Genomic DNA, 25,907 nt, shown 5'->3' with positions numbered 1-25,907 from the left:
TACTACCGGTTCATCGAAATCAGGAACTCTTCGTTGGTACGTGTACCTCTCATGCGCTCGAGCAGGAAGTCCATCGTTTCCATTGGGTTCATATCGGCCATGTGTTTGCGGAGAATCCAGACACGTTGCAGCGTCTCTTTATCCAGCAGCAAGTCTTCGCGACGTGTGCCGGAAGCCAGTACGTCGACAGCCGGGTAAACTCGCTTGTTGGCCAGCTTCCGGTCAAGTTGAAGTTCCATGTTGCCAGTACCTTTGAATTCTTCAAAAATCACCTCGTCCATTTTCGAACCTGTGTCGATCAACGCAGTAGCGATGATCGTCAGAGAACCGCCATTCTCTACGTTCCGGGCAGCACCGAAGAACCGCTTCGGGCGGTGTAGCGCATTGGCATCCACACCACCGGACAGAATCTTACCCGACGATGGAACCACAGTGTTATAAGCACGGGCCAGACGCGTAATGGAATCAAGCAGAATTACTACGTCGTGGCCGCATTCAACCATCCGTTTGGCTTTCTCCAGCACCATGCTCGACACTTTTACATGCCGGTCGGCCTGCTCATCGAATGTAGAGGAAATCACTTCGGCATTCACGCTACGTGCCATGTCAGTCACCTCTTCCGGGCGTTCGTCAATCAGCAGCACGATCAGATAAACCTCAGGGTGGTTTTGCGTAATAGCGTTGGCGATCTCCTTAAGTAACACCGTTTTGCCCGTTTTTGGCTGGGCCACAATCATACCACGCTGACCTTTACCAATGGGAGCAAACAGGTCCAGTACGCGCGACGAATAATTTTCGGGGCGGTTACTCAACCGAAGATGTTCGTCGGGGAAAAGCGGAGTAAGGTATTCAAACGGAATCCGGTCGCGGATTTCTTCTGTCGTTTTGCCGTTTACGGTTGAGACACGTAGCAGGGCAAAATATTTCTCGCCTTCTTTCGGTGGGCGGATGGCACCACGTACCGTATCGCCCGTTTTCAGGCCAAACAGTTTGATCTGCGAGGGTGATACGTAAATATCGTCGGGGCTGGCCAGGTAGTTATAATCGGCAGAGCGAAGAAAACCGTAGCCGCCATCCTGCATAATTTCCAGTACGCCTTCATTATCAATAATGCCGTCGAACTCCCGGATGTGCTGGTTATACTGACGACGGATGCGATTCTGGTATTCCTGCGCTTCGCGCGAAGGGCCTGGTACACTCGGTTGACCGGTCTGATTCGTTTCGGGTTGGCCGGGTTGCTCAGACTGGCCTTCGGGCGTTTCCTGCGGTTCAACGGCAGGCGCAGCGACGTTGCCAGTATTTTCCGTCGACTCCATGCTGGGAGCTGTATCGGCCGAAACAACCGTTGGTGTCAGAAACTCGTCTTCGGGTTGCGTACCAAAGTTCAACGTTAACTCATCCGTAGACACGCGCTGAGTGCGGGGGCGTTGATCCCGACGCTGATTGTTATCTCGTTGACCGCCGTCTCGTGGTCCATTATCGCGTGGTCCGGCATCCCGGTCACGATTGGTTTCAAATCGCTGCCGATTGGTGTCTCGCTGACCATTTCCGTCAGGTCGTGACGGACGCGACTGGTTATAATCAGGCCGCCCATTCCGATCGTTACGTGGCGCGCCGGGACGGAAATTACGGTCGTTTGATGACGTATTAGTATCGCCTGAATTTTGTTGACCACCGTCACGTCCGTTTTCATTACGGTTACGTAGCGGTAGCGACTGCTGACGTGGTTCGTCGAGACGAGTGCGTGGGGTACGCGTTTGCGGTTGGTCCCGAGTTTCGGAGGGCAACGTAGTCGCTTCAGGATTGGAAGTCGTCGGCTCAGACGTAGCGGTAACTTCAGGCACCGGCGTTGACACTACGGGTTCCGTGATTTCTGTAGGTGCTACGTTGGTGGTTTCAGCCACCTTAGGCGTGATTTCCTTGCGGACACGACCACGCGGTTTCGGGGTTTCCGAAAGGGGCGACGTAGCATCGACCGGTGGAGTTACCGGTGCAGGCGTATCGGCAACAGTTTCGGTCGTTTTTGTGCGACGGCCTTTACGCGGAGTTTCGGCCACGGGGGCCGTTTCTTCCGGTCCGGGTCGAAGTGCCTGTTCGCCCAATATTTTCAGAATAAGTTTTTCTTTCGTGTACTTAGCTGTGTCGCGAATGCCGAATTCGGCGGCAATTGGTTGAAGCTCCGAAAGGAGTTTCATACTTAAATCTTCCTTGTTATACATAGAGGTCAGGTTAGCAATAAACCTTGAAAGGACCGTTGGAGCGGTAAGGATGGAAATTGGAACTGGTTGAAATAAGAAAAGATAGTTTTGATGGCTGGCGGAAAATCAGGTCGTGCAGCGGTTTATTAAGCAGGAGCACTGATTGGTTAATCAAATTAACCTTCACAGATTCAGGTAATTACGTGATGAAAAAAGAACCAAAATATTAAACTGGGATGATTTTATGATTCCGAACCTAATGCTCTGGTGGGGCCAGACAGGCCGGTTGTCAAACTAATCAGAAAACGACGATGCGATGTTGCGCTGGTCTGCCGTAGGTATTACTGCTGAATATGGGTTACGGCTTTTCAAAAAGCACTACCTGCCGCGCTAGCTTGATGGAAACAAATGTACTGGTTTGTTCCGGTTTTGTCAAGATAACGTTATTGTTAGGCAAATGTTTCCCGAATCAACAAAAATTAATAAACACTTTTCAGGGCTATACCAGTTTGGCGGGCGTCGACGTACTACCCACCCATCACCGATACGTATACAAATACCAGACCCAAACTGTTTCTGTCGTTAAAAAAACTTAATTCGCCACAGATTTACAAATTTTGTAGCGGAAATCAGCGTTGGCTGTTCGAGTATTCATGGAATTGGAACACAAATCTCCCGTTGCTATACCCCTGAATCTGGTTATCGATTGGGGAAATTCGAGTTTGAAGACAGGCTGGTTCGATGAATCAACTCTGCTGGAAACAAAACGATACGTATCAGTTGATACGTTACTGACTGAGCTGAAGCAACGAATTGTGAAGCAGGTAATTGTGTCCTCTACGAATCGGCCTGCCGACGAAATTCGTGCCAGGCTAATCGGTTTGCAGACCGATGTTTGGGTACTGGACGCGCAAACGGCTGTGCCCATACGAAAGGCATACGATACCCCCGCTACGTTGGGAGCCGACCGGGTAGCTTCGGCGGTAGGTGCCGTTACGTTGTTTCCGGGTGAGCCGTGTCTGGTGATTGATCTGGGCACTTGCCTTACCGCCGATTTCGTCGATGGCGACGCTACGTTTCAGGGTGGGCTGATTTCGCCGGGGTTGCGGATGCGCTTTCGGGCGATGCATGAGCAGACCGCTCGATTACCGATGCTTGAGGTAACGAATATTGACGTAGCAGCGAATTGGCCAATGGTGCTGGCCAAGAATACGCGGCAGGCAATGGAAAGTGGCGTGTTGAATGGGCTCCTGTTTGAATTGAACGGACTCATTGAATACTATCGGTCAAGATGGCCGAATGTAGTGGTATTAGTGTGTGGAGGTGATGCTTCGTTTTTTGAAAGTCGTCTGAAACCCCCGATATTTGTAGTTCCCGAACTCGTGCTGATTGGGTTGAATCGAATTTTACGTCATAATGTTGAGAATTTACAGACAGGTACGCCAGGTAATAAGTAGTAGTTTGCTGGCTGTTGCCGCGACATCGCCGGTAGTTTGGGCGCAGAGTTTGGGCAATTCGCCCTATTCTGCTTTGGGAATTGGCGATATGTATAGTGAAGGTAACGTAACCAACATGGGCATGGGGGGCATTGGCGTAAGTAATGCCAGCCCGTTTTACCTGAATTTGCAGAATCCAGCGTTACTGGCGCGTCGGTCGCGATTTACTGTCTTTGAAGTAGGACTGATAGCCCAATCGAAAGGGCTGAGTCAGAATATCAATAATGGACGGCAAAGCCAGCGTAATTCGGGTGGGAACCTGGGTTATCTGGCACTAGCTTTTCCGGCAAATTCCCGCTGGAATATATCGCTTGGCCTACGACCTTATACGTTCGTCAATTACAACACGCAGCAGAGAGAGCTTGTACCCGGTACGAATTTCACTGCGGAATACAATTACAAAGGCGAAGGTGGAATAAATAAAGCCACCGTTTCCAATGGCGTTCGCGTGACGAAAAATATCTACGTTGGTGTCGATGCTTCGTTCCTGTTCGGCAACATTACACATTCATCTGATTCACGCGCTTTGATTAGTGCGGAAGATTTACGGGTGAATCGTCTGAGCCGGACAACATATAGCGACATTGTGTGGCGGTTGGGAGCTGCCTGGCGTCCGAAACTAAGCGATGCATGGACACTGAATGTAGGTGCAACCTATGACCCTCAACTACGTATCAACGCCCGTCAAACGGATATTTATCAGACGACCTTGTCTGGGCAGGCCTTAGCGGCTGCCGATACAATCCGGCTCAACTCGAATGGGCATATTACGTTGCCGCAGCAGGCTCGCTTTGGCATCAGTCTGGAGAGAAACAATACGTTGGTATTTGGGGTCGATGTTGGGTTTCAGCAGTGGAGCCTCTACCGCACGCCCGATAATAAGCCGGGGAACCTTGTCGACGGCATGAACATAGCCGCTGGTATCGAATACACGCCTAAAGCCAGTTCCATGCGTTACCGGGATTTAATTACATACCGGGCTGGTTTCCAGTATAATCAAATGCCGTATCGCGTAAACGGCTCCCAAATTACTGATGTCAGCGGAAGCGTTGGATTATCATTACCATTGGGTGCCTATTTAGTCAACCACGTAACGCTGTCTATTGTCGGAGGCCAGCGGGGAGTCTTAACCGGAACACAGATTCGGGAACAGTATGTGCGATTTGCACTTGGCTTCTCCCTGAACGACTGGTGGTTCCGTAAGCAGGTGGTGGATTAAACAGTAATACATAATGAATAATGAAAAATGGATGATGAAGACCGGTCGATGGGGAATGGCTCCTGCATGGATACGTAGTATTTTTTATTATTCATTACTCATTATAAATTTTTCATTAATTGCCTGCGAAGAGCCGAAACAAGCCAAAAACGTAGCACGGTATACGGGGCCGGTTGAAGAAATAAACGACGTAAAGCTGCTATACAGCGAGAATGCTCTGGTGAAAGTGAAGCTGACTACGCCTAAGCAATACCGCTACGAAAACGACAACCGAAAATACCCGGAACCTGTCAATATTGTGTTTTACGGGACAGCCGGTGAGGAAGTCACCACGCTACGTTCGGATTCGGGCCGCTACGACCGGGCGAAAGATTTGTACACTGTGATGGGTAACGTAGTAGTTATCAACAAGCAAAAACAGGAAAAGCTACTCACACCCGAACTCACCTGGAACCCTATCTCAAAAAAAGTCTACACTGATAAGCGAGTGACCGTGCTTAGCCAGCAAACGGGCGAAAAACTTTACGGAATCGGGCTCGACGCCAACCAGGATTTTTCACAATATTCCATCCGCAAGCCAACCGGAATCTTCAATATGGAAGGGGGGATTTGATTGAGGCCCCAACAACTCCGGCTGTCGGAGTTACGTCAGCGATTACTTTTTACACTCTTTCAAAATCGGCGTTACGTCAGTTACGCTGGTCACCTTTTTTTCATTCCCCCATTCGTTGTAGATATACGTGACCAGCTCGGCAACTTCGAGGTCGCTGAGTTGTGGTTGAGCTGGCATGGGGTGGTTATAGGTTTTACCATTAACCACAATTGGCCCTTTCTGACCGTAACGAATGAGACAGATTACACTGTTTTTATCGCCTAGATAATCAGACTTTGCAAGCGGAGGGTAGAGTGCTGCCAGTCCTTCGCCTTTAGGTTGGTGGCAGTTGGCGCAGTTGTTTTTATATACCAGAATTCCTTCCGTAATATAGCGTTGCCGCTTGATTTCCTCTTCACTCTGACAGGCAAACACCGTCGTTAGAAAGAGAAGGAATGCGAAAACGCCAGGGAATGTATACTTCATGAAGTGTATTCGGCAAGGAGCCGGTTCATGTCATTAATTAACTTGTCGACACCGGCTTCGGTAGTGCCGTCGTAAATGCCCCGGATGTGCCGTTCTTTATCAACCAGAATGAAGGCCCCACTATGCACAACACCGCCGGGAGCAGAAGCATCTTCCTGAGCCGTAACCATATAGCTACCCTGACCAATATCGTAAATTTTCTCACGGTCGCCCGTCACAAACAGCCATTGATGGTCGGTCACGCCCAAATCCTTGGCAAATTGGTTAAGCACCGACACCGAGTCGTGGGCCGGATCGATGGTATGCGACAGGAGTATTACGTTCGGATTACCCTTAAACTTTTCGTAGACCCGCTTCAACTGCACTTTCATTTTGGGGCAAATGGTCGGGCAGCTCGTAAAGAAGAAATCTGCTACGTAGATTTTCCCCGATACTGTTTTAGCTGTTACGGTATCGCCGTACTGACTGATAAATTTGAAATCAGGAATAGTGTGATCAACTGAATCCGTAACGGGCTTTCCATCAACTGTTTTCGTGACCGCTTCCCGCTCCCCCAGAATCGGAAGTTTATCGCCAGACGAGTTGCAGCGTAACAGCAGAACAGCCAGCGTAATCAGTAACGTAGCGCTACTATTTCTTTTGCAGAAACTGCATAGCCTGATCAATGCTGGTTTTAACTTTCGTGTTAACATCGGTAATTTGTTCTTTTTGGTCAGTCAGATAACGTAACGCATCATCCGAAGATAACTTGGCCAACGTATCGCCATTATAGTGATCCATCCAGCCCATCATCAGGCTATCTGCTACGTTCAAATTCAGAAGCAGACGACCGGCCTGTTCTCTTTCTTCGCTCGTTCGTAAGGTTCCTGCGGCCGAACCCGAGTCTTTTGCACTGTCGGCGGCTGCTACGTATTGTGTCAACAATTTTCGCAATCGCATGATGTCGTCCATTTTTGGCATGACTTCATCATGAAGAGCAAACACTTCATTTTCAGCCTCTTTTACGTCATCACCAGACTTACAGGACCAGAAGGCAGAGGTGATTATAAGAAAACCTGCCAAAACCAGGGTACTTTTTCTCATAGAAGTGTAGTTGTACTATTTGTGGGGGATTTAATTAAAACCGCAGCGAGCACTAAGTATTCGCAAAGATACGCTAAGTGATCCGCGAACCTTTGCGAATACTTAGCGCTCGCTGCGGTTTTAAAACTTTATTTAGTGGCCGGAACAGCGCGTTGTTTCAGCATTTCGCGGGCATTTTTCAGTGCACTAGCCGACGGATTCTTGCCGCCAATCATCTGCGCGATTTCCTGAATACGCTCTTCCAGTGTCAGTTTTTTAATACGGCTGACGGTCTTGTCGGAGGAATTATCCTTATAGACAAAGTAATGTTCGACACCCTGTCCAGCGATCTGATGTAGGTGCGTAATGGCGATAATCTGGTGACTATGAGCCATATCGCGCATCATATTGCCCATTTTTATAGCAATCTCACCCGAAACACCCGTGTCGATTTCGTCGAAAATAATGGTCGGCAACGAACGCTTATTGGCCAGAATGTACTTGATCGCCATCATCAAGCGCGAAAATTCACCGCCGGAAGCCACGTTTTTCAGTTGCTGAGGCTTCACGCCCTTGTTGGCACTGAATAGAAACGAAATCGTATCGACACCCGTAGCTGTCGGCTTTCCTGTTTCGGAGTCAATTTTCAACGATGCATTTGGCATTCCCAAATCGTGAAGCAGTCCACCAATTTCGGTTTCGATGGGACGTAAAACGGCCTGTCGCGAGGTCGATAACGTATCAGCACTGGTCTGGAGTAGTGTGTATGCAGCCGTAGCAGCGGCTTTGGCTTCGGCTAAGGCATCGTCCAGATTCAGCACCTTGCTCACCTTTTGACCGAGTTCGTTACGCAGCGCAATCAGCCCGTTAACGTCCTTCATCTGATGCTTGGTCTGAAGCTGGTAAATCAGGTTCAGACGCTCACGGATGGTTTCCGCACGCGTGTCGTCCACCTCTACGCGGTCTTGTTCGCTACTAATTTCGTCGGCTAGATCGCGTAGTTCAATCAGACTGCTTTGCGCCCGCTGCTGCAACTGCTCGTACTGATCCGACAATTTGCTGATATAGGCCAGATTACTGACCGCACCTTTTAAAAAGTCAATTACTGACTGTTCAGTATTGTCTAAATATTCGTAGGCTAGCTGCAGCCGATCCTTAATATCTTCAGCATTTTCCAGAATTGTCAATTCCTGTTCTAGCGATTCCTGTTCGTCGGTTTGCAGTTGTGCTTTGACTAATTCTTCATATAGGAAATTGTTGTAATCAAATTCCTTGCGCATCGCTGCCGCTTCGGATTGAAGCTGGTCATAGATTGTTTTTTTTGCGCGATATGATTGGTAATCAGCATGGTAATTACGTAGCAGATTGTCGTTCTGGGCATACGTATCAACGATTTCCAACTGATACTCATTGGAGCCAAGCAACACTGAATCGTGCTGCGAGTGAATGTCCATCATCTGGCTCGTTACCCGACGTAGCGTTTCCAGATTAACGGGCGTATCGTTGACAAACGCCCGCGATTTACCACTCACACTTATTTCCCGACGAACAATGCAGACATCGGAATAATCTAATTCCTCTTCTTCGAAAATTTGCTCGATAATATAGCCCGATACGCCAAAGGTACCTTCTATAACACACTTTTTTTCGGGATTATAAAGAACGCGGGTATCAGCCCGGTTGCCCAGTAATAAACCGATGGCTCCCAACATGATGGACTTTCCCGCACCAGTTTCGCCCGTAATGATGTTTAAACCCCGATTGGGGCTGAGGGAAAGCTCATCAATCAGTGCGTAATTTTTTATCAATAAATGGGAGAGCATATAAGTACTAAGGCATAAGTAAATGAATAATGAGTAATAAATAATACTTACCTATTGATAGTTATTCATTACTCATTTATTGGCTGTTCACTGCCCTGAGGTGATTAATTTTCTGTAATTTTCTGTTTTGGCCGGATCTAAATACGACAGCAAATCAAACGCCTGTTTGCGCTCCGTCGGAGTTCCTTCGTAAAAAATATTATACAACTCCTGCGATTTCGCATCGAAAAATGAGTTGATTAACACCGAGTTTGGTAATTGCAGACCAATAGTACGTATTGTACCCAGGAAGGTTAACATTTGTTTGCGAATCTGCACTGGATTGGACGCAAAAATATCAAGTCCCATGCGGTGATACGTATACAGCCCTTCACGAAATGGAATTAGCTGCTGGTTCTGCATATTTTCAATCAGCCAGTACCGATTTCGCCGATCGCCACCGGTTTGCCACGCACCGTTAGGCGACCCTTGCTGCGCCAGATTCGTAATGGCAAAAGCCCGCTGAACATAGGGATTCCCGCCCTGCTTGCTGAACGTATCATAATCGACTGCGAGAATGACATTGGCGTAAAAAGCCAGCAACGAGGTCAGATCATCAGTGAACTGATTGTCACGGAAATACACAGGGGTAGTGGGCAGATAAACGAAGTTAAAAGACCGGTCTACGTAGCTAAAGATGGTTGTTTCGTAGGTCGTTCCGTAAACAGGCCGGGTCACGGTTATCTGGGCGGTAGCTTCGAAAGCTCCCTGTGTCAGCGACTTGATGAGATTGATGGAGAGCGAGCAATTGATACGTTCCGAAACCGCAAACTGGTCGTTGGTCCAGCGACGGTTGTTCATGAATTCCGTGATGATGCCCTTCAACTGGTTTACATACGAAAAATCGGTTTTCTGCTGGGCAAATAACTGGTCAGAATTAATGGTTACCTGACAGTTAAGCTCCTGAGCCCTAGCCGAAAAGGCAAAACTCATCAGAAAAAATAAGAAGACTACCTGTTTCATACGGCAAGTTTTTTCGCTACCAGTTCGACCAAATCCTGTGCCACTTCGTCTTTCGATTTCAGTGCAAATTCGTGGGTTTGTTCGTCTTTATCAATAACGGTAATTTTATTGGTATTGTGCCCGAAACCCGCTCCTGGATCACGCAGTGAATTTAAGACAATCCAGTCTAAATTTTTAGCGTGCAATTTCTTCAGCGCGTTGGCCTGTTCGTTATCGGTTTCCAGTGCAAACCCCATCATCAATTGCCCGGGTTGTTTCTGTTTTCCTAACGTAGCGGCAATGTCGGTTGTTTTAGTTAACTCCAGTGAAAAAATGGATTCCTTTTTTTTAATTTTCCGATCTGCTGGGTGGGTGGGCGTATAATCGGCAACAGCCGCACTCAATACTACTACGTCGGCCTGCGCAAATTGAGCCTGCGTAGCCTCAAACATTTCCTGCGCTGACCGCACGTCGATACGTTGAACGGTCGGGTCGGGGAGGGACAAGTGGGTTGGACCACTTACCAGTGTTACGTTGGCTCCCGCCTGTACAAAAGCCCGTGCGATGGCATAGCCCATTTTTCCAGTAGAATGGTTGCTGATGTAACGTACCGGATCAATGGCTTCCTGAGTTGGCCCTGCTGTAATCAGTACATTTTTTTCGTGAAGAGCTGTTAACGTAGTAGAAGGCTTATGATCAGGATTTGCCTTTATTACGTCCGATTTTTCCCAGAAATCACGTATCGCCTGCACAATGGTTTCGGGCTCGGCTAAACGGCCTTCGCCAATCAGTCCACTGGCCAATTCACCATGCTCTGCTTCAATAATATGGTTGCCAAACGTAGTCAACTGACGCAAATTCTGAACTGTCGTTGGGTGTCGATACATATCGACGTCCATAGCCGGAGCAAAGAAAACGGGGCAACGTGCCGACAAATAAACGGCCGAAAGCAAGTCATCGCAGAAGCCCGTTGCGCAGCGAGCGAGCGTATGAGCCGATGCCGGAGCAATCAGCATTACGTCGGCCCACAAACCCAATTCAACGTGATTATTCCAGATCCCCTCCTTTTCAGAAGCCACAAACGAAGACAGTACCGGCCGCTTCGATAAAGTAGTTAGCGTTAATGGTGTTATGAACGCTTTAGCTGATTCGGTCATAATTACCTGCACCTCAGCCCCAGCTTTCACTAGCAGACGAGCGAGCAGAGCTGATTTATACGCCGAAATGCTTCCAGTAACCCCAAGAAGAATGCGTTTATCTTTCACAGGAGAAATTTATGTTTCAGGGTCTAGATTTCAAATTCCATGTTAATGGTGTCGAACGATGTGCCAGCTTGCCTGAAACGTAAAAAACGGAACGGTAACTAAAACGCCAAGACCGCACGGCGAAGTACCATGCGGTCTTGTGAAACAGAATACCTGATGATACTACGATTGTGGCTCTTCGTTATTGCGCCAGTATATTTTACCTTCCAGAAACTCGTCTGTGGCAATAGACGTAGGCTTCGGCATCCGCTCGTAGAACTTCGAAATCTCAATTTGTTCGCGGTTTTCGAACACTTCTTCGAGATTATCGACCGCTGAAACGAATTCCGACAATTTGTTGCTCAGTTCTTCTTTGTTTTTGGTTGCAATCTGCCGTGCGCGTTTTGAGATAATCGCCACCGATTCGTACAGGTTACCAGTGTGAGCCGCAATTTTATCGTTATCGCGGGTAATAATGGATTGGTTGGTTGCCATAATATAGTTGCTAGTCAATAGGCGATAGTCGGCAGTGCTGATGACTATCGACTTAAATTTAATTTGCTGCCGTTACTTTGGCGGGACGGTTGAGGTTTTTCAGACGTTCTTTTTCTTGTTCGCGCTCCTGTTCCAGCTTGTTCAGTCGTTCGATTTCTTTCTGACTGATTTCGTACATTTTTTCCGCCTGTTTCAGGAATCGGCTATTGGGATACTTATCTACAAATGCCTGATGATAACTGATTGCTTCCTGATAACGTTCCTTTTGCTTGGTTTCCAGGCTATTCTGTGCCAGACTGAATTCTGCGTCTACCTTCTTGAACGCCAGCTCTTCATTATATTCCGAATCAGGAAACTCCTTTTGGAAGTTATTGATCGCAATCACGGCCGATTTATAGGAAGCGATATTAAAGCCACTGGTTTTGTAATACAGCATGGCCTTTTCGTAGGCTTTACGCTCTAATTTACCCCGCAAATCCAGAATCTGTTTAGTAGCATCACCCTTATATTTGCTATCTGGGTACGTGTTCAGAAAGTCTTGCAGAGCCGACGTAGCAGTCAACGTGTTTGACTGGTCGAGGTTAAAGGCGGGTGTGTCTTTGTACAACGAATTGGCGTACATATACATCGCTTCCTCCACGTATTCCGACCGGGCGAACGTCTCGTAAAACTTTTTGAAGAGCGTAGCACTCAGCAAATATTGCTGCTGACGATACTGCGTATAAGCGTAGTAAAACTGGGCCATTTCTGATTCGGTGCTACCTTTTAGTACCGGAATCAGTTCTTCGAAGAGCAGCCCGGCGCGGTACCAGTCTTCTTTTTTATAATAGTTAAGGGCACCCTTATATTTTTCGTCGTCGCTCCCACTTTTCTGCAATTTTGAGAACGGACTGCATGAGCCCAAACAAAATATGACCCAGGCCCCCAGCAGAATCTTACCAATATGACGGTGTTGCATACGTTTGCAAAGATACAAAAAAAATACAGGCTACACCGCTTCAACGACGATGTAGCCCGGTATAGTGCTGAAAAATAAAGAAGGCAAAGCCCGTTTATGCAATTTTAACAAATCAACTGATTACTGGTGGCGGACAAGTAACCGTTTGGTAGCTACTTTTTTACCATCAACCGTGAGTTGATACAGATAGTAACCGGTATCCAGCGGCCGGGTCATGATTCTGACTTTTCGGTCGGTCGGTTCCAGGTTGAGTTCGTAGCCGGGTACAGGAGCGCCCAATACGTTGAGCAGCACCAGTTTTGCTTCACCAACCGAACCACTGAACTGGTAATCCAACTCAGCAACGTCATCAGCGGGGTTTGGATACACGTTCGACACCCAGAGTTTATCACTCGTGTACATCCGGTTGCTACCTTCCTGTACGGGTGTTGCTGAACGTAGCTCGCTGGGAGGGGCAGCTGCCGTTAGTTCGGTTGAGACAGATGAACCTGTTCGGGCGCTGGCACTCGGCATCAACAGGGCGCGGTAATGCTCGTTGATAGCCTTATTTTTATTGACCGTTATGGGATGGTCGTAGTTCGACAGCGCCGGGTTGGGCACTACCGAAAAACGCTTATTCGCGATGGTGGTTGTACTGGTTTTCGCCGTGCGCCCCAGCTCAAGTCGGCTTCCCTTTCGGCCATCAGAATCCCTCGGAGCGACCTGCGCCCGGAGCGGGATTGTTGCCATTAGCAAGCCCGACAATACACCAATAAGTATAAATTGTTTCATGAAAGTCCTCTACAAATGCACAAATACTCAACACAAACCTATTCACGATAAAAGACAAAGTCAACGGTCTATTATCTAAAAAATTGTTAAACGGTCTAATTTGTTGCCTTTTGAACGAATTTTTGAGCCAATGGTTTAATTTTCGACTTATTTTTTACTGGTTTTTTAACCCCAGGCTGCTCGGCAGGGGGTGTTTCGATCCACAATACCTGTCCTTTTGTCGGCTTTTCCGCGTCCCGCCACCGAAAACCATCGAGCTGTTCATTCTCGGAAGTTATTTCTTTCGGCGGAATCAACTGCGAATCTGGCGTTCCATAAAATCGAATCTGACCCACCTTATTGTCGTTAAAGTCGATGTTCATTCGACTACACTCCACGTGATTTAGCCCGATCATTTTATTCTTATCGTCAACTGCGTAATAAATACTTTGGCCGTTGCCATCTACAATGACCCGGTCGAGAGAGGTTTGCTCGCGTGCTAGGGCTGTTGTGGATTTTGGGCTACTGACTTTATTCTCTAATACGCCTTTGGGTACTGAATTCGTTGCAAAAACCGATCCATTTTTTGCATTTATTGCTGTGCCCGATACCTGTTTGCTAACTTGAGTTGCCGACGCGGAAGTAGCTGTTGTTGAGATGATTTTGGTTTCGAAATAGGCGGTGATGGTACGTCCTTTTATCTGATTGAAATTTTTCAACGTATCAAGCGAAATCACGAAGGATTTTGTTTTCATGAATAACGTATTGATTCGGTTATTTTTCATCAACGCCCGAATTGAATCGGCTTCCATCTGATATTTATTCTGACTCCAGACAATCGGTTTTTTGTAGAAATAAATTGTCGAATCCGCGGTGTCGTAAATCAATGAATCGCACTTGCTTTGCAGGTCGGATTTATAGACAAATACGTTTTTCTGGCCTAAAAATCGGCGCGTATTAGTTACTTTATTATCGAATGAAAACAACGTATCGGCCCGCATGTAAAGCGTATCGTTAGTGGTTTCGTTCGCCAGACTTTTGGCAACCGGCCGGCCCGTTACCCGCGAGATACCGATCTTTCCATTATAGCGCACGTGTTCGCCCGTAATGACCGCTTTTTTGTCTTTAGCGACCATTACTACGTTGCCTTTCGCAACACCGAGCTCTGATACGTTATCGTAGTACAGCGAATCGCCCGTGAGTTGATATTTTGGCGTTTCGACCGTAGCGCGTCGCTGGAAATTTGAAATGCCCGTTACGGTATTATAATCGCCTGCAACGGCTGTCAATATGCCATCTTTGTTTGTAATTCGGGTTGGCCCCTGGAACGTAGCGATGCGAGTCAGCGAATTATAGAGCAGCGAATCGGCCGTAAGCGTACCTTTGGGATTGACTAAGCGGACATTCTGGCGAAACGTAAATAACTTCGTGTGCGTGTCGTAATAGCCTTCGCGGCTGGTCAGTATGTTCTCTTTATCGACAATACGTCCGGGTTTTGGGTAATGCGCAATGCCCGACAGCATATCATAGTCGAGCTGGGAAGTGGTCAGGGTCATTTTGCGGTCACGCATCACTACGTGTCCACGACCGTTTGCCTGCCGGGTGTTGCCGTAATAAAATAACGTATCGCCCCGTACGCTGATGGTATCGCCCTGAAGCATCCGGACGTGGCCATAGGCTTCGATAACGTTGGTCGTTACGTTCTGAATCGCCAGATCGCAGTAGAGCAACATGCCTTTCTGCCGAAATCGAACGTTATTGTAGATCTTTCGAACCACCTGACCCGGTACGTTGATACCCACCAGACTGTCAGCCCCCGGCAACAGTTCTACTTTGTCGTTCGTAGCCGGTCGTGCGGGCGAAGGCGTTGGAACCTGAGCCAATGCAGGTGTAAGCACGAACAGAAAACTGAGCAGAATGAGGGCAGTAAAGCTGGAAATCAAGCGAATCATATAAACAAAACTACGGCTTAGGGTCGATTCTGGATGTTAGAACAGGATTTTTTAGCATTTATTAACGGTAAGGAACTGGTTGAGCCAACCGGTCGAGTGTTGCTGGCTGTGAGCGGTGGACTGGATTCGATGGTGATGGCTCGTCTTTTTCATCGCGCGGGTCAGTCATTTGCCATAGCTCACGTAAACTTTGGTTTGCGGGGCGATGAGTCAGAGGCCGACGCGTTATTTGTGGCCAACAAGGCCGCCGAATATGGAGTTCCATTTCATTTGACGCATTTTGATACGACGGCAATTGCTGCTCAAAGTAACGTATCGATTCAAATGGCTGCACGTCAATTGCGTTACGCCTGGTTCAACGAACTGCTAATTAATCATCACTATGTTAGCATCGCCACAGCGCATCATCAAAACGACGTATTGGAAACGGTGTTGCTCAATCTCACGCGTGGTACTGGACTGGCTGGTTTGCATGGAATTGCTGTCCGCCAGGGAGATCTGATACGTCCCATGCTCTTCGCCACGCGTGAACAACTAACTGTTTACGCCGAAGAACAGCATGTTACGTATCGGGAGGATAGTTCTAATCAGTCGGATAAATACGCCCGTAACCGAATCCGTCACCACGTTGTACCGGTACTAACAAGCCTGAATCCGAGTTTATGGTATACCTGGCCGCGAACTGTTGAGAAGTTGCGGGCGGCTGAAAAACTGGTTCAGGAAGAACTTAATCGCTCGTGGCAGCAACTGGTCATTGTAGAAAATGAGCGTGTCTGGCTGCCATTGGACAAGTTAACGGGCGTTTCTGAAGTTGCTTTTCGGCTAGGCGAGTGGCTGAAACCGTTTGGCTTTACAGCCGACCAGGTTACTCAGTTGGTGGCTACGTTCCAGAAACCCGCCGGGCAGGTGTTTCAGTCAGCAACGCATCGAATAGTACACGAACGTAGCGGTTTGCTGCTGGAGCCGCTGTCTGATCGAAATGATTTTGCCATTGTGCTGGATAGTTACCCTAATCAGCTTGTTACGTTGCCTGGAGACGTAACGCTTCAGTTTGAGTTGTTTGAGAAGCCAGCTGATTTTCATCCACCTACCAACTCGGCAGTCGCATATCTAGATGCCGATAAGCTTACGTTTCCGCTCACCATTCGTCCGTGGCAGCAAGGTGACCGCTTTCATCCACTTGGTCTAAAGGGCAGTAAGTTGGTAAGTGATTTGCTGAACGATCTTAAGGTAAGTCGATCAGAGCGTAGCAATACCAACGTACTGCTGTCTAAAGGAGCTATTGTGTGGGTTATCGGCCGCCGTATTTCTCATTTATTTCGGGTGACGGATGACACTTGCAGGATTATAAAAGTACAATATCAGTAGAATTTATGAAGCCGGGAGAAGGAACAGTAAGCCAACGTTTTATTAAAAAGATAGTTTGGCTGGTTGTTTTAGTGGCGTTTACCAGTTCGTGCTTTGACCATTCTATCAAATCATCGCTGGTAGAAGGAGTAGTTCAAGATTCAACTAGAACGCCTTTACCCAAAGTGACTTTAACTTTCTCTGGTTCGAAAGGTGGACTATATTCGGCTTCTCCTACCGGAGATTATACCGTACTGACTGACGACAAAGGGCAGTTTAGGCGAACCTTAAAATGGGATGACGGTACGGATAGCTACTCTATTTTTGTTGACCCTTATCTCAATTATGAAATCTATGACTGCCCACCTCTGCAAAATGCACCCCTTCGTTTTGAATGTTCGCTTTCGTATCCTTTTCCTCTGACGACTACTTCGGTGGTGATTCGGGTTCGAAAACGACGTTGAGAATTAGTGTATCCGGATTATTGATAAAAAAATCGCTAAATTGTATTTTTTGAATAAGAACCCGCCACCATTTTGCCCACTAACTGAGAAAAAACGTACTTTTGTAAAGTTGGCACTTTATTTGTTAGTGTTTGGGCGAGTCCTGTTTTTCTCTAACTCATTAAAAATCATGAACCGAATTGTACGGGTTCTGCTACTGGCAGGACTGGCCTTGTGGAGCCTGGGTGTTCAGGCACAAAGTGCGAAGTTACGAGCGGCCAATAAGCAGTTTGATAATTTCAGCTATGTCAACGCGGTGCGGGCGTATGAGGAGTTTTTGCGCGCTGACAAAAAGAAAGACCCCGCCGAGACGCGTGATGCGATGATTAAGCTGGCGTACAGCTATCGCAAGTTGCAGGATACGCGTAATGCAGAACGGGTGTATAGCGAACTGACCAAAAATTACACTGACCTGGACAGTGAAATCTATATGTATTTTGCGCAGGCACTGGCTCAGAACGGAAAGTACCGCGAAGCCCAGAAAATGTATAGCCTGTATGGTGAAAAACAGGGTCAGGATCTCCGTGGACGCCGTTATACGGTTTCGTACATGGACATGAGTCGCTTTTACCAGGATTCGTCTTCCTACCGATTATACAATCTTCCGATCAATTCACGTCAAGCCGATTTCAGCCCGATGTTTTACAAAGGCGGGTTAGTCTTTGTATCGTCGCGCGATGAAGGGGGCGTTATCAAACGTGTTTTCAACTGGAACCAGACGCCATTTCTGGACCTCTATTTCCACCCCGATACCAATCAGTTGCATGTTCCTATTACGGAAGTAAAACGTTCACCGGGCTCAGCTGTACTCGGTAGCGGTGGTGATGGGAAAGTTCCTGCCGAAGAATTCGGAGCTGACGGGCAAAAACTGACAAAAGCCGAAATTTTCAGCCGGACCCTTAATACAAAATACCACGAAGGCCCCATGACCTTCACCAAAGATCAGAACGTAATTGTCTTTACCCGTAACAATGGAAGTAAGGGGAAAGCAGGGAAAAGCAATGACGGTGTAAGAAAATTAAAATTGTATTCTTCCGTGAATAAGAACGGAAAATGGGTCGAGGTAAAAGAGCTTCCATTCAATAGTAGCGAATACTCCGTAGGTCACCCTGCGTTCTCACCCGACAACACCAAACTCTATTTTGCATCGGATATGCCGGGCGGATTTGGCGGCACGGATATCTACGTAGTAGAATACAATAACGGCCAGTGGGGCACGCCCGTAAACATGGGTAAAGAAATCAATACGGAGGGAAATGAGATGTTCCCCTACGTAGCGGAAGGCGATAATCTTTACTTTTCGTCCGATGGGCACGAAGGTCTGGGTGGCCTGGATGTATTTATTGCCGAACTACGTGAAGGTGTTGCTTACAAAGGAGTACAGAACGTAGGAGCGCCGATTAATTCTGAAAAAGATGACTTTGGTATCATCACGGATAAAGGCCAAACGACGGGTTATTTTAGCAGCAATCGCAAAAAGGGCGTCAGCGACGATGATATTTATGCGTTCCGCCGGAACTGCAAACAACTCAATATTTTTGTGTACGATGCCAAAACCGGAACAGCACTCGAAAACGCCGATGTACGTATCATGCGTAATGGCGTGAATCAGGACCTACGCCTAACGAACGTAGAAGGCCGTGCCGACCTGTGCGTCGATTCGAACACCGAATACGAATTCAAGGCTGTTAAAGAGGGCTTTGCGATGAACAGCGTTCGCTTCTCTACGTTGACGCAGTCGCAAAAACCGGTAATGAACGTATCGATTTATCTGGAACGGTCGGAAAATACCCTGGTGAAAGGCGTAATCAAAACCGAGGTGAACCAGCAGCCAGCGACGGGTGTGAAAGTGACGCTACGTAACGAAAAGGATAAATCAGAGCAGACCGTTACGACTGGACCAGATGGCGGCTATGAGTTCGATATGAAGCCGAACGCGCCTTACACCATTACGGCTCAGAAAGATCGCTACGCTACTAAAAAAGCCAAGTATAATAAGACCAAGAAAAGTACACGTGTTGTAACGGATTCGCTTGGTTTGTACGGCGTTGGCGATGTATTCCAGTTGAAGAACATCTATTACGATTTGAATAAATTCTTCATCCGTGCGGATGCTGCCCGGGAACTTGACCACGTACTGGCTATTCTGAAGGAATACCCGCAGATGCAAATAGAACTACGTTCGCATACCGACGCTCGCGCAACTGATGCCTATAATATTCGCCTGTCGGAAAACCGGGCTCGCGCAGCACTTGATTACCTGGTATCGCGAGGAGTGCCTTCCAGTCGACTGATTTCCAAGGGTTACGGAGAAAGCGAAATCCTGAATGGTTGCGTAGATGGCGTAAACTGTAGCGAGGGCGAACACCAGCAGAACCGGCGTACTGAGTTTAAAATTGTAGCCGTACAATAAGACGTAGTGGCTAAGATTCTAAATCGCCAACGGCGATTACTGACAAAAAAGTAAAAGCATGAAATAGGCTATAATAGAAAAAGCGCGGGTCATTGACCTGCGCTTTTTCTATGTAAATTAGACACACAGCCTCTTAGACTACATCGTTACGTTGCGATCAGTTGGGAAGTTACCAGCAATTGACCGACGTGTCGCATGGTATGCTCCGCCGAATGTGTCAGCAGGCCAATTACAGTTGAAGGTAATTGCGACCTCCCGACGCTACGTACCTCCGTGAGTGTACGCTCGTCGGTTTGTCGGAGTTGAAAAAGTGCTTTCTCAACTTGTTCATTGAACTGACGTATCATTTCCTGACCGGTTGGTCGTGGCTCAGTCGGCTTTCCCTCAACAGCTAACGTAGCAAGTTGTTGATCGGATAACGGTTCCCTACGAGCGTAGGTAAAAAGTCGGTCGAGAACGCCCGTCAGATGCTGCAGATGAAAACCGGCGCTGGCGAGTTGGTGTCCGTTTCGGGGATTGGTAGGTTGCTCCCAAAGTAATGTTTCGGGAAAATCGCCCAGTAACGTTTTGACCTCTTCACGAGCCTGCATAAGGGCGTGCGCAATGGGTTGAAGTAGCGGTGGTACGTCGGGTAGTGGCCCACGAAGCCAAACCTCACGCGTTTCTATGGGTGGTGTATTGTTCATACGTAACGGCAGAAGAAAAAATCTGTATACTTGAAAACGCTACTTCTACGACTACTGACACCCAAACGTCAGACTGCCCCAGTAGCTATGCCAATCGGCCTCCGCTTTATTCTCGTGAGGAACCATCCTGATCAGACTAATCATATTGCTGCCGGCCCGAAGCTTAAACGTAGCGTGCCCCTGTTTGTCTGAACGCTGCTTTTCTTCCGTCAATTTATTCGCTGTATTACGGTTCCAGTAACGTACCAGCGCTCCCTCCACCGGTTTATTGTCGAAGAGAATCGTAAATAGAGCTTCGTCGCCTGGGCGTTGCGCATACGGGTTTTTAGTCGGGATAATTTCCAGTTTCATGCCGGTATTTTTGGCAAACGTATCATCGGGTTTCGAGCCCACCTGCACCAGTGTTTTCACACATCGCTGATAGAGTTCGCGGCTGGGTTTGTCGGTATTACCTTGTTGTTTACGAGCTGCAATGGTGTTATCAAGACCATCTTCCTCAAGATAAAGTAGAAAACTATCGGGCTTCATGGTCAGAAATTTAGGCGTATTGGTAAAACTAAACAGGTGCGTGCCCTCCGATTTCAGAGACACTGTAACATCGCCATACGAATCACCGGTTAGGGCAGAGGATAAGTCGGTACTGCTCTGGCCAATGTAGTGTCGATACTGAATAATTCGATTCTTTTTCCCTTCCGACCGCTCGCCCTGAAATCCTTCACCAACCAGCACTTGCAGGCTTATTTTATCATCCACATCCGCAAAAAAGCGGGAAGGTTGAAGCCAGAACTCATGACCAAAAACAAGACACAAACTAAGCCCGAAAACAAACGTAGCACTGGCTATTTTTCTGAATTTTAATACGTTAGGTATTAGCCTATTGACGATCCATAAACAATATTTCATGAATTTTATTTGTAATGAATCTAAAGAATGTTAATTTTGGTGTTCAATCAACTCGTGAGCATGAACGCTGAAGCTGTTATAGCTGATTGTTTTACTGTCGACGCTACGTCGAAATCGCCAATGCAGTCGAACCCGTTTCTGGGGCATGAATGCGTACTGAAAAAGTGCTGCAAGAAGTACAAAAAAGGCAAGCGATGCAAGAAATGCCCTGATCGGTAGTCTTGCTTATTTGGGTCGACAGGTTCTTTTCTGCATTTTCGCTGAATGGAACTGCGTTTTTTATCCTACGAAAATTTACCGCCTGAGCCCCTGGCAACCTCACTGCTTGCGTTGCTCATTGATGTATTTGCCAATCAATCTCGGGAGGAGTTTTCAGACCAGCTTCAGTATCACCTGAAACGTACCGGATTACAATTTGAACTGGCTGTAGTGGGCGAGCGGGTTGTTGGTTGTAAACTCGGTTACGAGCGTCAGCCCGGCGAATTTTATAGCTGGCTTGGGGGCGTTCATCCTGATTTTCGAGGGCAGCGCATTGCCTCGGAGCTGATGAAACGCCAGCACGAATGGTGCCGCCAGCACGGATACCAGACCATCCGGACGCAGACTTATAATCAGTGGCGTTCCATGCTCATCATGAATCTGCAACACGGCTTCGATATTGTTGGAACGGTTCAGGGAAAACGCGGGTTGACTATTGTTCTGGAGAAGAAATTATAAGTGCAAACAAAACGTCCTACTGTTCTTTCTCTGCTTTCGGCTCATGCATCTCTACGTTCATATCCCTTTTTGCAAGCAGGCTTGCCATTATTGCGATTTCCACTTTAGCACTAATTTGAGTCGAAAATCCGTGTTGGTAGATGCGATTTGTGCGGAAATTAGTCTGCAAAAATCGCATCTGCCGAAGCGTGAACTCTCTACCATTTATCTGGGCGGAGGGACACCGTCGCTGCTGACCGAGTGGGAATTAGCTCAGCTCATGACAACCATTGAGCAATACTTTACGGTTTCGCCAACTGCCGAGATTACGTTGGAGGCCAATCCCGATGATCTGGACCCGAAAAAACTTCAAATGCTACGTCGGTACGTAAATCGGTTGAGCATTGGTATTCAAACGTTCGACGAGTCGGCGCTACGTTGGATGAACCGGGCGCATACGGCAATTGAGGCTCAGGCTTGTGTCGCTTTGGCACAGGCAGCCGGTTTCGATAACCTGAGTGTCGATTTAATTTACGGCATTCCCAATCGTTCAAAAGACAAATGGCAGGAAGATTTATATAAAATGCTGGCCTTGAACGTGCCCCATTTGTCGGCCTACGCGTTGACGATCGAGCCAGATACCGCCTTTGGACGATGGCAGAAGAAAGGGCAGCTTCCGGCGGCCGATGAGGTATTAGCAGCCGACGAATTTGAGGAATTGGTCCAGGCACTCACAAGTGCGGGTTACGAACATTACGAAATTTCGAATTTTGCCAAACCGGGCCAATACGCCCGTCATAACACAGCTTATTGGCAGCGTCGACCCTATCTGGGAGTCGGGCCAAGTGCCCATTCGTATAATGGTTATTCGCGGCAATACAACATTGCTAATAATTCTCGTTATATCTCCGAAATTCAACAAGGCAACGTACCCGCTACTGTTGAAAAACTCTCTCTTGCCGATCAGGTAAACGATTATTTGTTGACGGGACTGCGCACCCAGTGGGGGTGTTCGCTAGCCCAGTTGACGATGCTGCTTGGGGCTGATTTTGCCCAGACGCAGGCCCGCGACCTCGCGGCCATGTATGCTACCGGCTGGCTTACCCGTCAGGGCGACCAGCTTCTGCTGACCCCGGTGGGTAAACTTTTTGCCGATCGAGTGGCTGCTACGTTGTTTGTAGAGTAATCTCTCCTTATTTTTCGGAGTAACCGTTTTTTTTGCGTGAGTCGCTTAAATTGAGCTATTGAGTGACGATGAGTAGGCTTTCCTATTATTTTCGCAGAATAGATTCTCCTATGAACCCACAGCCACAACGTCCAGCCAATCGATTCCGCACCGCTCCCCCCCAACAACCACGTCCGAGGGCTTCTAATGTGTCAACAGCGCAACCGTTTCGGTCGGGATATACTTCGGTGCGGAACGCTTCGCGCTGGGAGCAATTGCGTCGTTATGTGCGGGAGCAGCCAATTCTGGGCATCATTTACCAGCTGTGCGTGCGGGTATTTCTGTGGGTATTTTTTGTGTCGCTGGGCTACGTTATCGCGCTAAAATACGTACCGGTTTGGGTCACACCACTGATTGTATCGCGTTGGATGGATACAGTTGGAACGAATGAGCCGGGCCATGTTTACAAAAAATGGCATTCTTACGATGACATTAGTAAGGAAATGGCACTTGCCGTTGTTTCTTCTGAGGATCAGGCTTTTCCAACTCATTGGGGTTTCGATTTCGATGAAATCCGGGATGCACTCAAAGAAAAACGGAAGCGTACGCGGGGGGCCAGTACGATTTCGCAGCAGGTGGCAAAAAACGTTTTTCTCTGGAACGGACGTAGCTACATCCGAAAAGGGCTGGAAGTATATTTTACCGCACTAATCGAATTAATCTGGGGAAAAAAGCGGATACTGGAAGTGTATCTGAACGTAGCGGAAACCGGCCCTATGACCTTTGGCGTCGAAGCCGCATCCCAACGCTATTATAATCACCCTTCCTCAACGCTCTCACGTAACGAAGCTGCTCGAATTGCAGCCGTATTGCCGAATCCGATACAGTTTTCTATTAGCAATCCTTCCAATTACATTCAGCGCCGGACACGCCAGATTTCCCAGCAGATGCGTTACCTGGGTGGGCAGAAGTACATTCGCAATCTGTGATTTTTAGTCGTTAGTCATCAGTCCAGTGTTTCTATTGACTGACGACTATTGACCAACAATCTACTTAACCGATTTTATGGCTGGCTGAAGCCATCGCTGCTTTATTTTCAGGATAAGTTGATTAAACTGATAAAGGGTAGCCGGTTTCGTCATAAAATCGTCGGCACCGAGTTCCAGTGCTTTCTGGCGATCAGTGGGCTGGTCGGAAGTGGTCAGTATAACTACTGGAATGGAGCGGTAACCGGGTATCGTCTTTATGGCCGGAAGCATCTCGAAACCACTCATGAAAGGCATATTCAGATCCAGCAAAATCAGGGCAGGTAATACAGCCGAGTTGGCTAACGTATTGAGTAACTGTTCGCTATCTTCAACACAGCTGAGTTTGCAGTCGGGACAATATTGCCGGAATACCTCCTGTAACAGAAAACGATCGTCTTCGTCATCATCGACGAGGAGTACGTAAGCGGTAGATGAATCAGTCATATGGGTGGGCCAAGCTGCTGACAAAGCAATGCAATGCCAACGAGTAGGGATAGGTAGTTGGATTAAGTACGGTAAAAATTAGGGCAAAGGCAGGTTATTTAGGTATCGTTTTCGAAAAATAGAAGTTGAGTAATTTTTATAGATATGGGTTCAATAGATTGATTAGTGATTTTTACCTATATACGTAGTCGCAGAGGAGTTTAGATTACACATGCAAAGATGAGCTTTTTAGAGCAGATACGTAGCACCTGCAAAGCAATTTAAAACAACCCTTTTCTAATTAAATCTTCCAGAGAAACGGGCTGATTATGAAGAATAAAAAAGTAAATCAGGGCCGCCAAAACTACATAGCTGATGGCCAGCCACTTTTTTTTCTGAGCAAACTCGATCGGATGGTGATAATAGTCGTAAATCATGGATGCCGACAGGCCCAGCACCATCAGAAAGAACGAGAACACCCCAAAATCTGTTCGATACATACGCACAGACTCCATAAACCGAGCCCCCGACACAATGTATAGTAGCCAGCAACCGAAGCCTGCCCGATACAGATAAACGCTCAGCCGGCGGTCGTTTTTGAGGTCAAAAATATCGTCAGTGAATTTTTCAGACATAATCCTGTTCACTTTGAAGTGTGTGAAACTAAACATTTTACCTGATAAACGCAAAAAAAACAATGCCTGATACACAAGTAGTAGATACCCACCAGGAGTTTACAACTATGCACATAGAACTGGCTCGTGTCGACGATGCCTTTCATTTTGAAGCCATTGGAACGGCGGGCGTGGCGCAGCACATCGACGCATCACCTGATAACGGCGGACATAACGCCGGGGCCCGACCTATGGAAATGCTGTTGATGGGACTGGCCGGCTGTTCGGCCATTGATGTGATTCTGATTCTGAAAAAACAGAAACAGGTTATTGAAGATTTCCGGCTAAAAGTGGATGGATTGCGGGAAAAAGGAGCCATTCCGGCACCCTTCAAAAAAATTCACATAACGTATTTGCTAAAAGGCCAGTTAGATGCCGATAAAGTGAAACGGGCCATCGACCTGTCGATGGATAAATACTGCTCAGCGACCGCCCAGCTACGTCCAACCGCCGACATTACGTACTCATACGAGATTGATAATTAATACGTTCGATAATGTAGCTCGGGCCAAGATTAAATTTTCTGGAAAGCTGTTATTTTTTGCATAAAACGTATCAGTACGCGTTATGCTTTCGAAACCTTAACAACTTACTACCAATGAAAAAAATCCTGCTTGGGTTGGCGCTGCTAACCACCCTGACTACTGTTTCGTTTGCTGTGGATGTGCGGAAGGAGAAGAAGTCGAAAAAAGCGAAATCGTCGTCCTGTGCAAAAGGTAGGGGAGCTTGCGGCTTGAAAAAAGCGCGGGCTTAGCAACCTCGTTACGTTCCATTGTCCCAACCCCTTCGCCAGGCTGACGAAGGGGTTTTATT

At 47.5% G+C, this 25,907-nt stretch carries 27 protein-coding genes; 12 read left to right on the top strand and 15 right to left on the bottom strand.

Annotated elements, in window-relative coordinates; translation table 11 throughout:
• Positions 1–2: 2 nt before the first annotated feature.
• On the bottom strand, positions 3–2,219 hold the full coding sequence (rho, locus tag IC229_RS21670) for a transcription termination factor Rho (RefSeq protein WP_190889111.1): 2,217 nt from the start codon (positions 2,217–2,219) through the stop codon (positions 3–5).
• A 632-nt stretch (positions 2,220–2,851) separates the two neighbouring features.
• On the opposite strand from rho, the gene IC229_RS21665 reads away from it, so the two are divergent.
• From IC229_RS21665 to lptC, 3 genes are read left to right on the top strand one after another with little or no spacing between them, the layout of a single operon-like run.
• Positions 2,852–3,655: a type III pantothenate kinase gene (locus IC229_RS21665; protein WP_190889110.1), complete on the top strand. Its 804-nt coding sequence runs from the start codon at positions 2,852–2,854 to the stop codon at positions 3,653–3,655.
• A complete protein-coding gene (locus tag IC229_RS21660) occupies positions 3,615–4,913 on the top strand; it encodes a hypothetical protein (protein ID WP_190889109.1) in 1,299 nt (432 codons plus the stop codon). The genes IC229_RS21665 and IC229_RS21660 overlap by 41 nt, the downstream gene beginning before the upstream one ends.
• A gap of 13 nt (positions 4,914–4,926) precedes the next feature.
• Positions 4,927–5,526 (top strand): LPS export ABC transporter periplasmic protein LptC, encoded by a 600-nt coding sequence (gene lptC, locus IC229_RS21655; RefSeq protein WP_190889108.1) that lies wholly within the window; start codon positions 4,927–4,929, stop codon positions 5,524–5,526.
• A gap of 42 nt (positions 5,527–5,568) precedes the next feature.
• Here the strand turns inward: lptC and IC229_RS21650 are convergent, their stop codons facing one another.
• The 10 genes from IC229_RS21650 to IC229_RS21605 all read right to left on the bottom strand — a co-directional run bounded on the left by IC229_RS21650 (position 5,569) and on the right by IC229_RS21605 (position 15,256).
• Positions 5,569–5,991, bottom strand: coding sequence for a c-type cytochrome (locus IC229_RS21650; RefSeq protein WP_190889107.1), 423 nt, complete (start codon positions 5,989–5,991; stop codon positions 5,569–5,571).
• Entirely contained in the window at positions 5,988–6,683 is a 696-nt protein-coding gene (locus IC229_RS21645) for an SCO family protein (RefSeq protein ID WP_190889106.1), read from the bottom strand. Before IC229_RS21645 ends, IC229_RS21650 begins: the two co-directional genes overlap by 4 nt.
• Positions 6,622–7,074, bottom strand: a complete 453-nt coding sequence (locus IC229_RS21640; protein ID WP_190889105.1) for a viral A-type inclusion protein — start codon at positions 7,072–7,074, stop codon at positions 6,622–6,624. The genes IC229_RS21645 and IC229_RS21640 overlap by 62 nt, the downstream gene beginning before the upstream one ends.
• Positions 7,075–7,202: 128 nt before the next feature.
• Positions 7,203–8,876, bottom strand: a complete 1,674-nt coding sequence (gene recN, locus IC229_RS21635) for a DNA repair protein RecN (protein WP_190889104.1) — start codon at positions 8,874–8,876, stop codon at positions 7,203–7,205.
• A gap of 87 nt (positions 8,877–8,963) precedes the next feature.
• A complete protein-coding gene (gene porD / locus IC229_RS21630; RefSeq protein WP_190889103.1) occupies positions 8,964–9,878 on the bottom strand; it encodes a type IX secretion system protein PorD in 915 nt (304 codons plus the stop codon).
• A complete protein-coding gene (coaBC, locus tag IC229_RS21625) occupies positions 9,875–11,122 on the bottom strand; it encodes a bifunctional phosphopantothenoylcysteine decarboxylase/phosphopantothenate--cysteine ligase CoaBC (RefSeq protein WP_190889102.1) in 1,248 nt (415 codons plus the stop codon). Before coaBC ends, porD begins: the two co-directional genes overlap by 4 nt.
• A 162-nt stretch (positions 11,123–11,284) precedes the next feature.
• Positions 11,285–11,596 carry a DNA-directed RNA polymerase subunit omega gene (locus IC229_RS21620; RefSeq protein ID WP_190889101.1) on the bottom strand — a complete coding sequence of 104 codons (312 nt, stop codon included), beginning with the start codon at positions 11,594–11,596 and terminating at the stop codon, positions 11,285–11,287.
• A 58-nt stretch (positions 11,597–11,654) separates the two neighbouring features.
• The gene (locus tag IC229_RS21615) at positions 11,655–12,554 is read right to left on the bottom strand and encodes an outer membrane protein assembly factor BamD (RefSeq protein ID WP_190889100.1); all 900 of its coding nucleotides are present in this window, start codon (positions 12,552–12,554) and stop codon (positions 11,655–11,657) included.
• 120 nt (positions 12,555–12,674) lie between these two features.
• On the bottom strand, positions 12,675–13,325 hold the full coding sequence (locus IC229_RS21610) for a T9SS type A sorting domain-containing protein (protein ID WP_190889099.1): 651 nt from the start codon (positions 13,323–13,325) through the stop codon (positions 12,675–12,677).
• Positions 13,326–13,420: 95 nt separating this feature from the next.
• Positions 13,421–15,256 carry an OstA-like protein gene (locus tag IC229_RS21605; RefSeq protein WP_190889098.1) on the bottom strand — a complete coding sequence of 612 codons (1,836 nt, stop codon included), beginning with the start codon at positions 15,254–15,256 and terminating at the stop codon, positions 13,421–13,423.
• 33 nt (positions 15,257–15,289) lie between these two features.
• On the opposite strand from IC229_RS21605, the gene tilS reads away from it, so the two are divergent.
• From tilS to IC229_RS21590, 3 genes are all read left to right on the top strand, one after another.
• Positions 15,290–16,624: a tRNA lysidine(34) synthetase TilS gene (gene tilS / locus IC229_RS21600; RefSeq protein ID WP_190889097.1), complete on the top strand. Its 1,335-nt coding sequence runs from the start codon at positions 15,290–15,292 to the stop codon at positions 16,622–16,624.
• A 164-nt stretch (positions 16,625–16,788) separates the two neighbouring features.
• Positions 16,789–17,067 carry a hypothetical protein gene (locus IC229_RS21595; protein ID WP_190889096.1) on the top strand — a complete coding sequence of 93 codons (279 nt, stop codon included), beginning with the start codon at positions 16,789–16,791 and terminating at the stop codon, positions 17,065–17,067.
• Between the two features lie 169 nt (positions 17,068–17,236).
• Positions 17,237–19,519: an OmpA family protein gene (locus tag IC229_RS21590; protein ID WP_190889095.1), complete on the top strand. Its 2,283-nt coding sequence runs from the start codon at positions 17,237–17,239 to the stop codon at positions 19,517–19,519.
• A gap of 146 nt (positions 19,520–19,665) precedes the next feature.
• On the opposite strand, the gene IC229_RS21585 is transcribed toward IC229_RS21590, so the two are convergent.
• Entirely contained in the window at positions 19,666–20,205 is a 540-nt protein-coding gene (locus tag IC229_RS21585) for a DinB family protein (RefSeq protein WP_190889094.1), read from the bottom strand.
• 51 nt (positions 20,206–20,256) lie between these two features.
• Entirely contained in the window at positions 20,257–21,108 is an 852-nt protein-coding gene (locus IC229_RS21580; protein ID WP_190889093.1) for a DUF4198 domain-containing protein, read from the bottom strand.
• 60 nt (positions 21,109–21,168) lie between these two features.
• Between IC229_RS21580 and IC229_RS21575 the strand changes: the two genes are divergently transcribed.
• The 4 genes from IC229_RS21575 (at position 21,169) to mtgA (ending at position 23,958) form a co-directional block, all read left to right on the top strand.
• Positions 21,169–21,327, top strand: a complete 159-nt coding sequence (locus tag IC229_RS21575) for a hypothetical protein (RefSeq protein ID WP_190889092.1) — start codon at positions 21,169–21,171, stop codon at positions 21,325–21,327.
• A 45-nt stretch (positions 21,328–21,372) separates the two neighbouring features.
• Positions 21,373–21,825, top strand: coding sequence for a GNAT family N-acetyltransferase (locus tag IC229_RS21570; protein ID WP_190889091.1), 453 nt, complete (start codon positions 21,373–21,375; stop codon positions 21,823–21,825).
• Positions 21,826–21,868: 43 nt separating this feature from the next.
• Positions 21,869–22,990 carry a radical SAM family heme chaperone HemW gene (gene hemW, locus IC229_RS21565; protein WP_190889090.1) on the top strand — a complete coding sequence of 374 codons (1,122 nt, stop codon included), beginning with the start codon at positions 21,869–21,871 and terminating at the stop codon, positions 22,988–22,990.
• 110 nt (positions 22,991–23,100) lie between these two features.
• Complete coding sequence (mtgA, locus tag IC229_RS21560) at positions 23,101–23,958, top strand: monofunctional biosynthetic peptidoglycan transglycosylase (protein ID WP_190889089.1); 858 nt, start codon at positions 23,101–23,103, stop codon at positions 23,956–23,958.
• A 60-nt stretch (positions 23,959–24,018) separates the two neighbouring features.
• On the opposite strand, the gene IC229_RS21555 is transcribed toward mtgA, so the two are convergent.
• Together IC229_RS21555 and IC229_RS21550 are read right to left on the bottom strand one after the other, a co-directional pair.
• Complete coding sequence (locus IC229_RS21555) at positions 24,019–24,441, bottom strand: response regulator (protein ID WP_190889088.1); 423 nt, start codon at positions 24,439–24,441, stop codon at positions 24,019–24,021.
• 260 nt (positions 24,442–24,701) lie between these two features.
• Entirely contained in the window at positions 24,702–25,055 is a 354-nt protein-coding gene (locus IC229_RS21550; protein ID WP_190889087.1) for a hypothetical protein, read from the bottom strand.
• A 62-nt stretch (positions 25,056–25,117) separates the two neighbouring features.
• Between IC229_RS21550 and IC229_RS21545 the strand changes: the two genes are divergently transcribed.
• Both IC229_RS21545 and IC229_RS21540 read left to right on the top strand, forming a co-directional pair.
• Positions 25,118–25,579, top strand: a complete 462-nt coding sequence (locus tag IC229_RS21545; protein ID WP_190889086.1) for an OsmC family protein — start codon at positions 25,118–25,120, stop codon at positions 25,577–25,579.
• 113 nt (positions 25,580–25,692) lie between these two features.
• Entirely contained in the window at positions 25,693–25,848 is a 156-nt protein-coding gene (locus tag IC229_RS21540) for a hypothetical protein (protein ID WP_190889085.1), read from the top strand.
• Positions 25,849–25,907: the final 59 nt, after the last annotated feature.

Source organism: Spirosoma profusum (assembly GCF_014699005.1).
In the GTDB taxonomy this organism is placed as follows: domain Bacteria; phylum Bacteroidota; class Bacteroidia; order Cytophagales; family Spirosomataceae; genus Spirosoma; species Spirosoma profusum.
The sequence above is the reverse complement of the archived record's forward strand: the minus strand, read 5'-3'. Positions and strand labels throughout refer to the sequence as shown.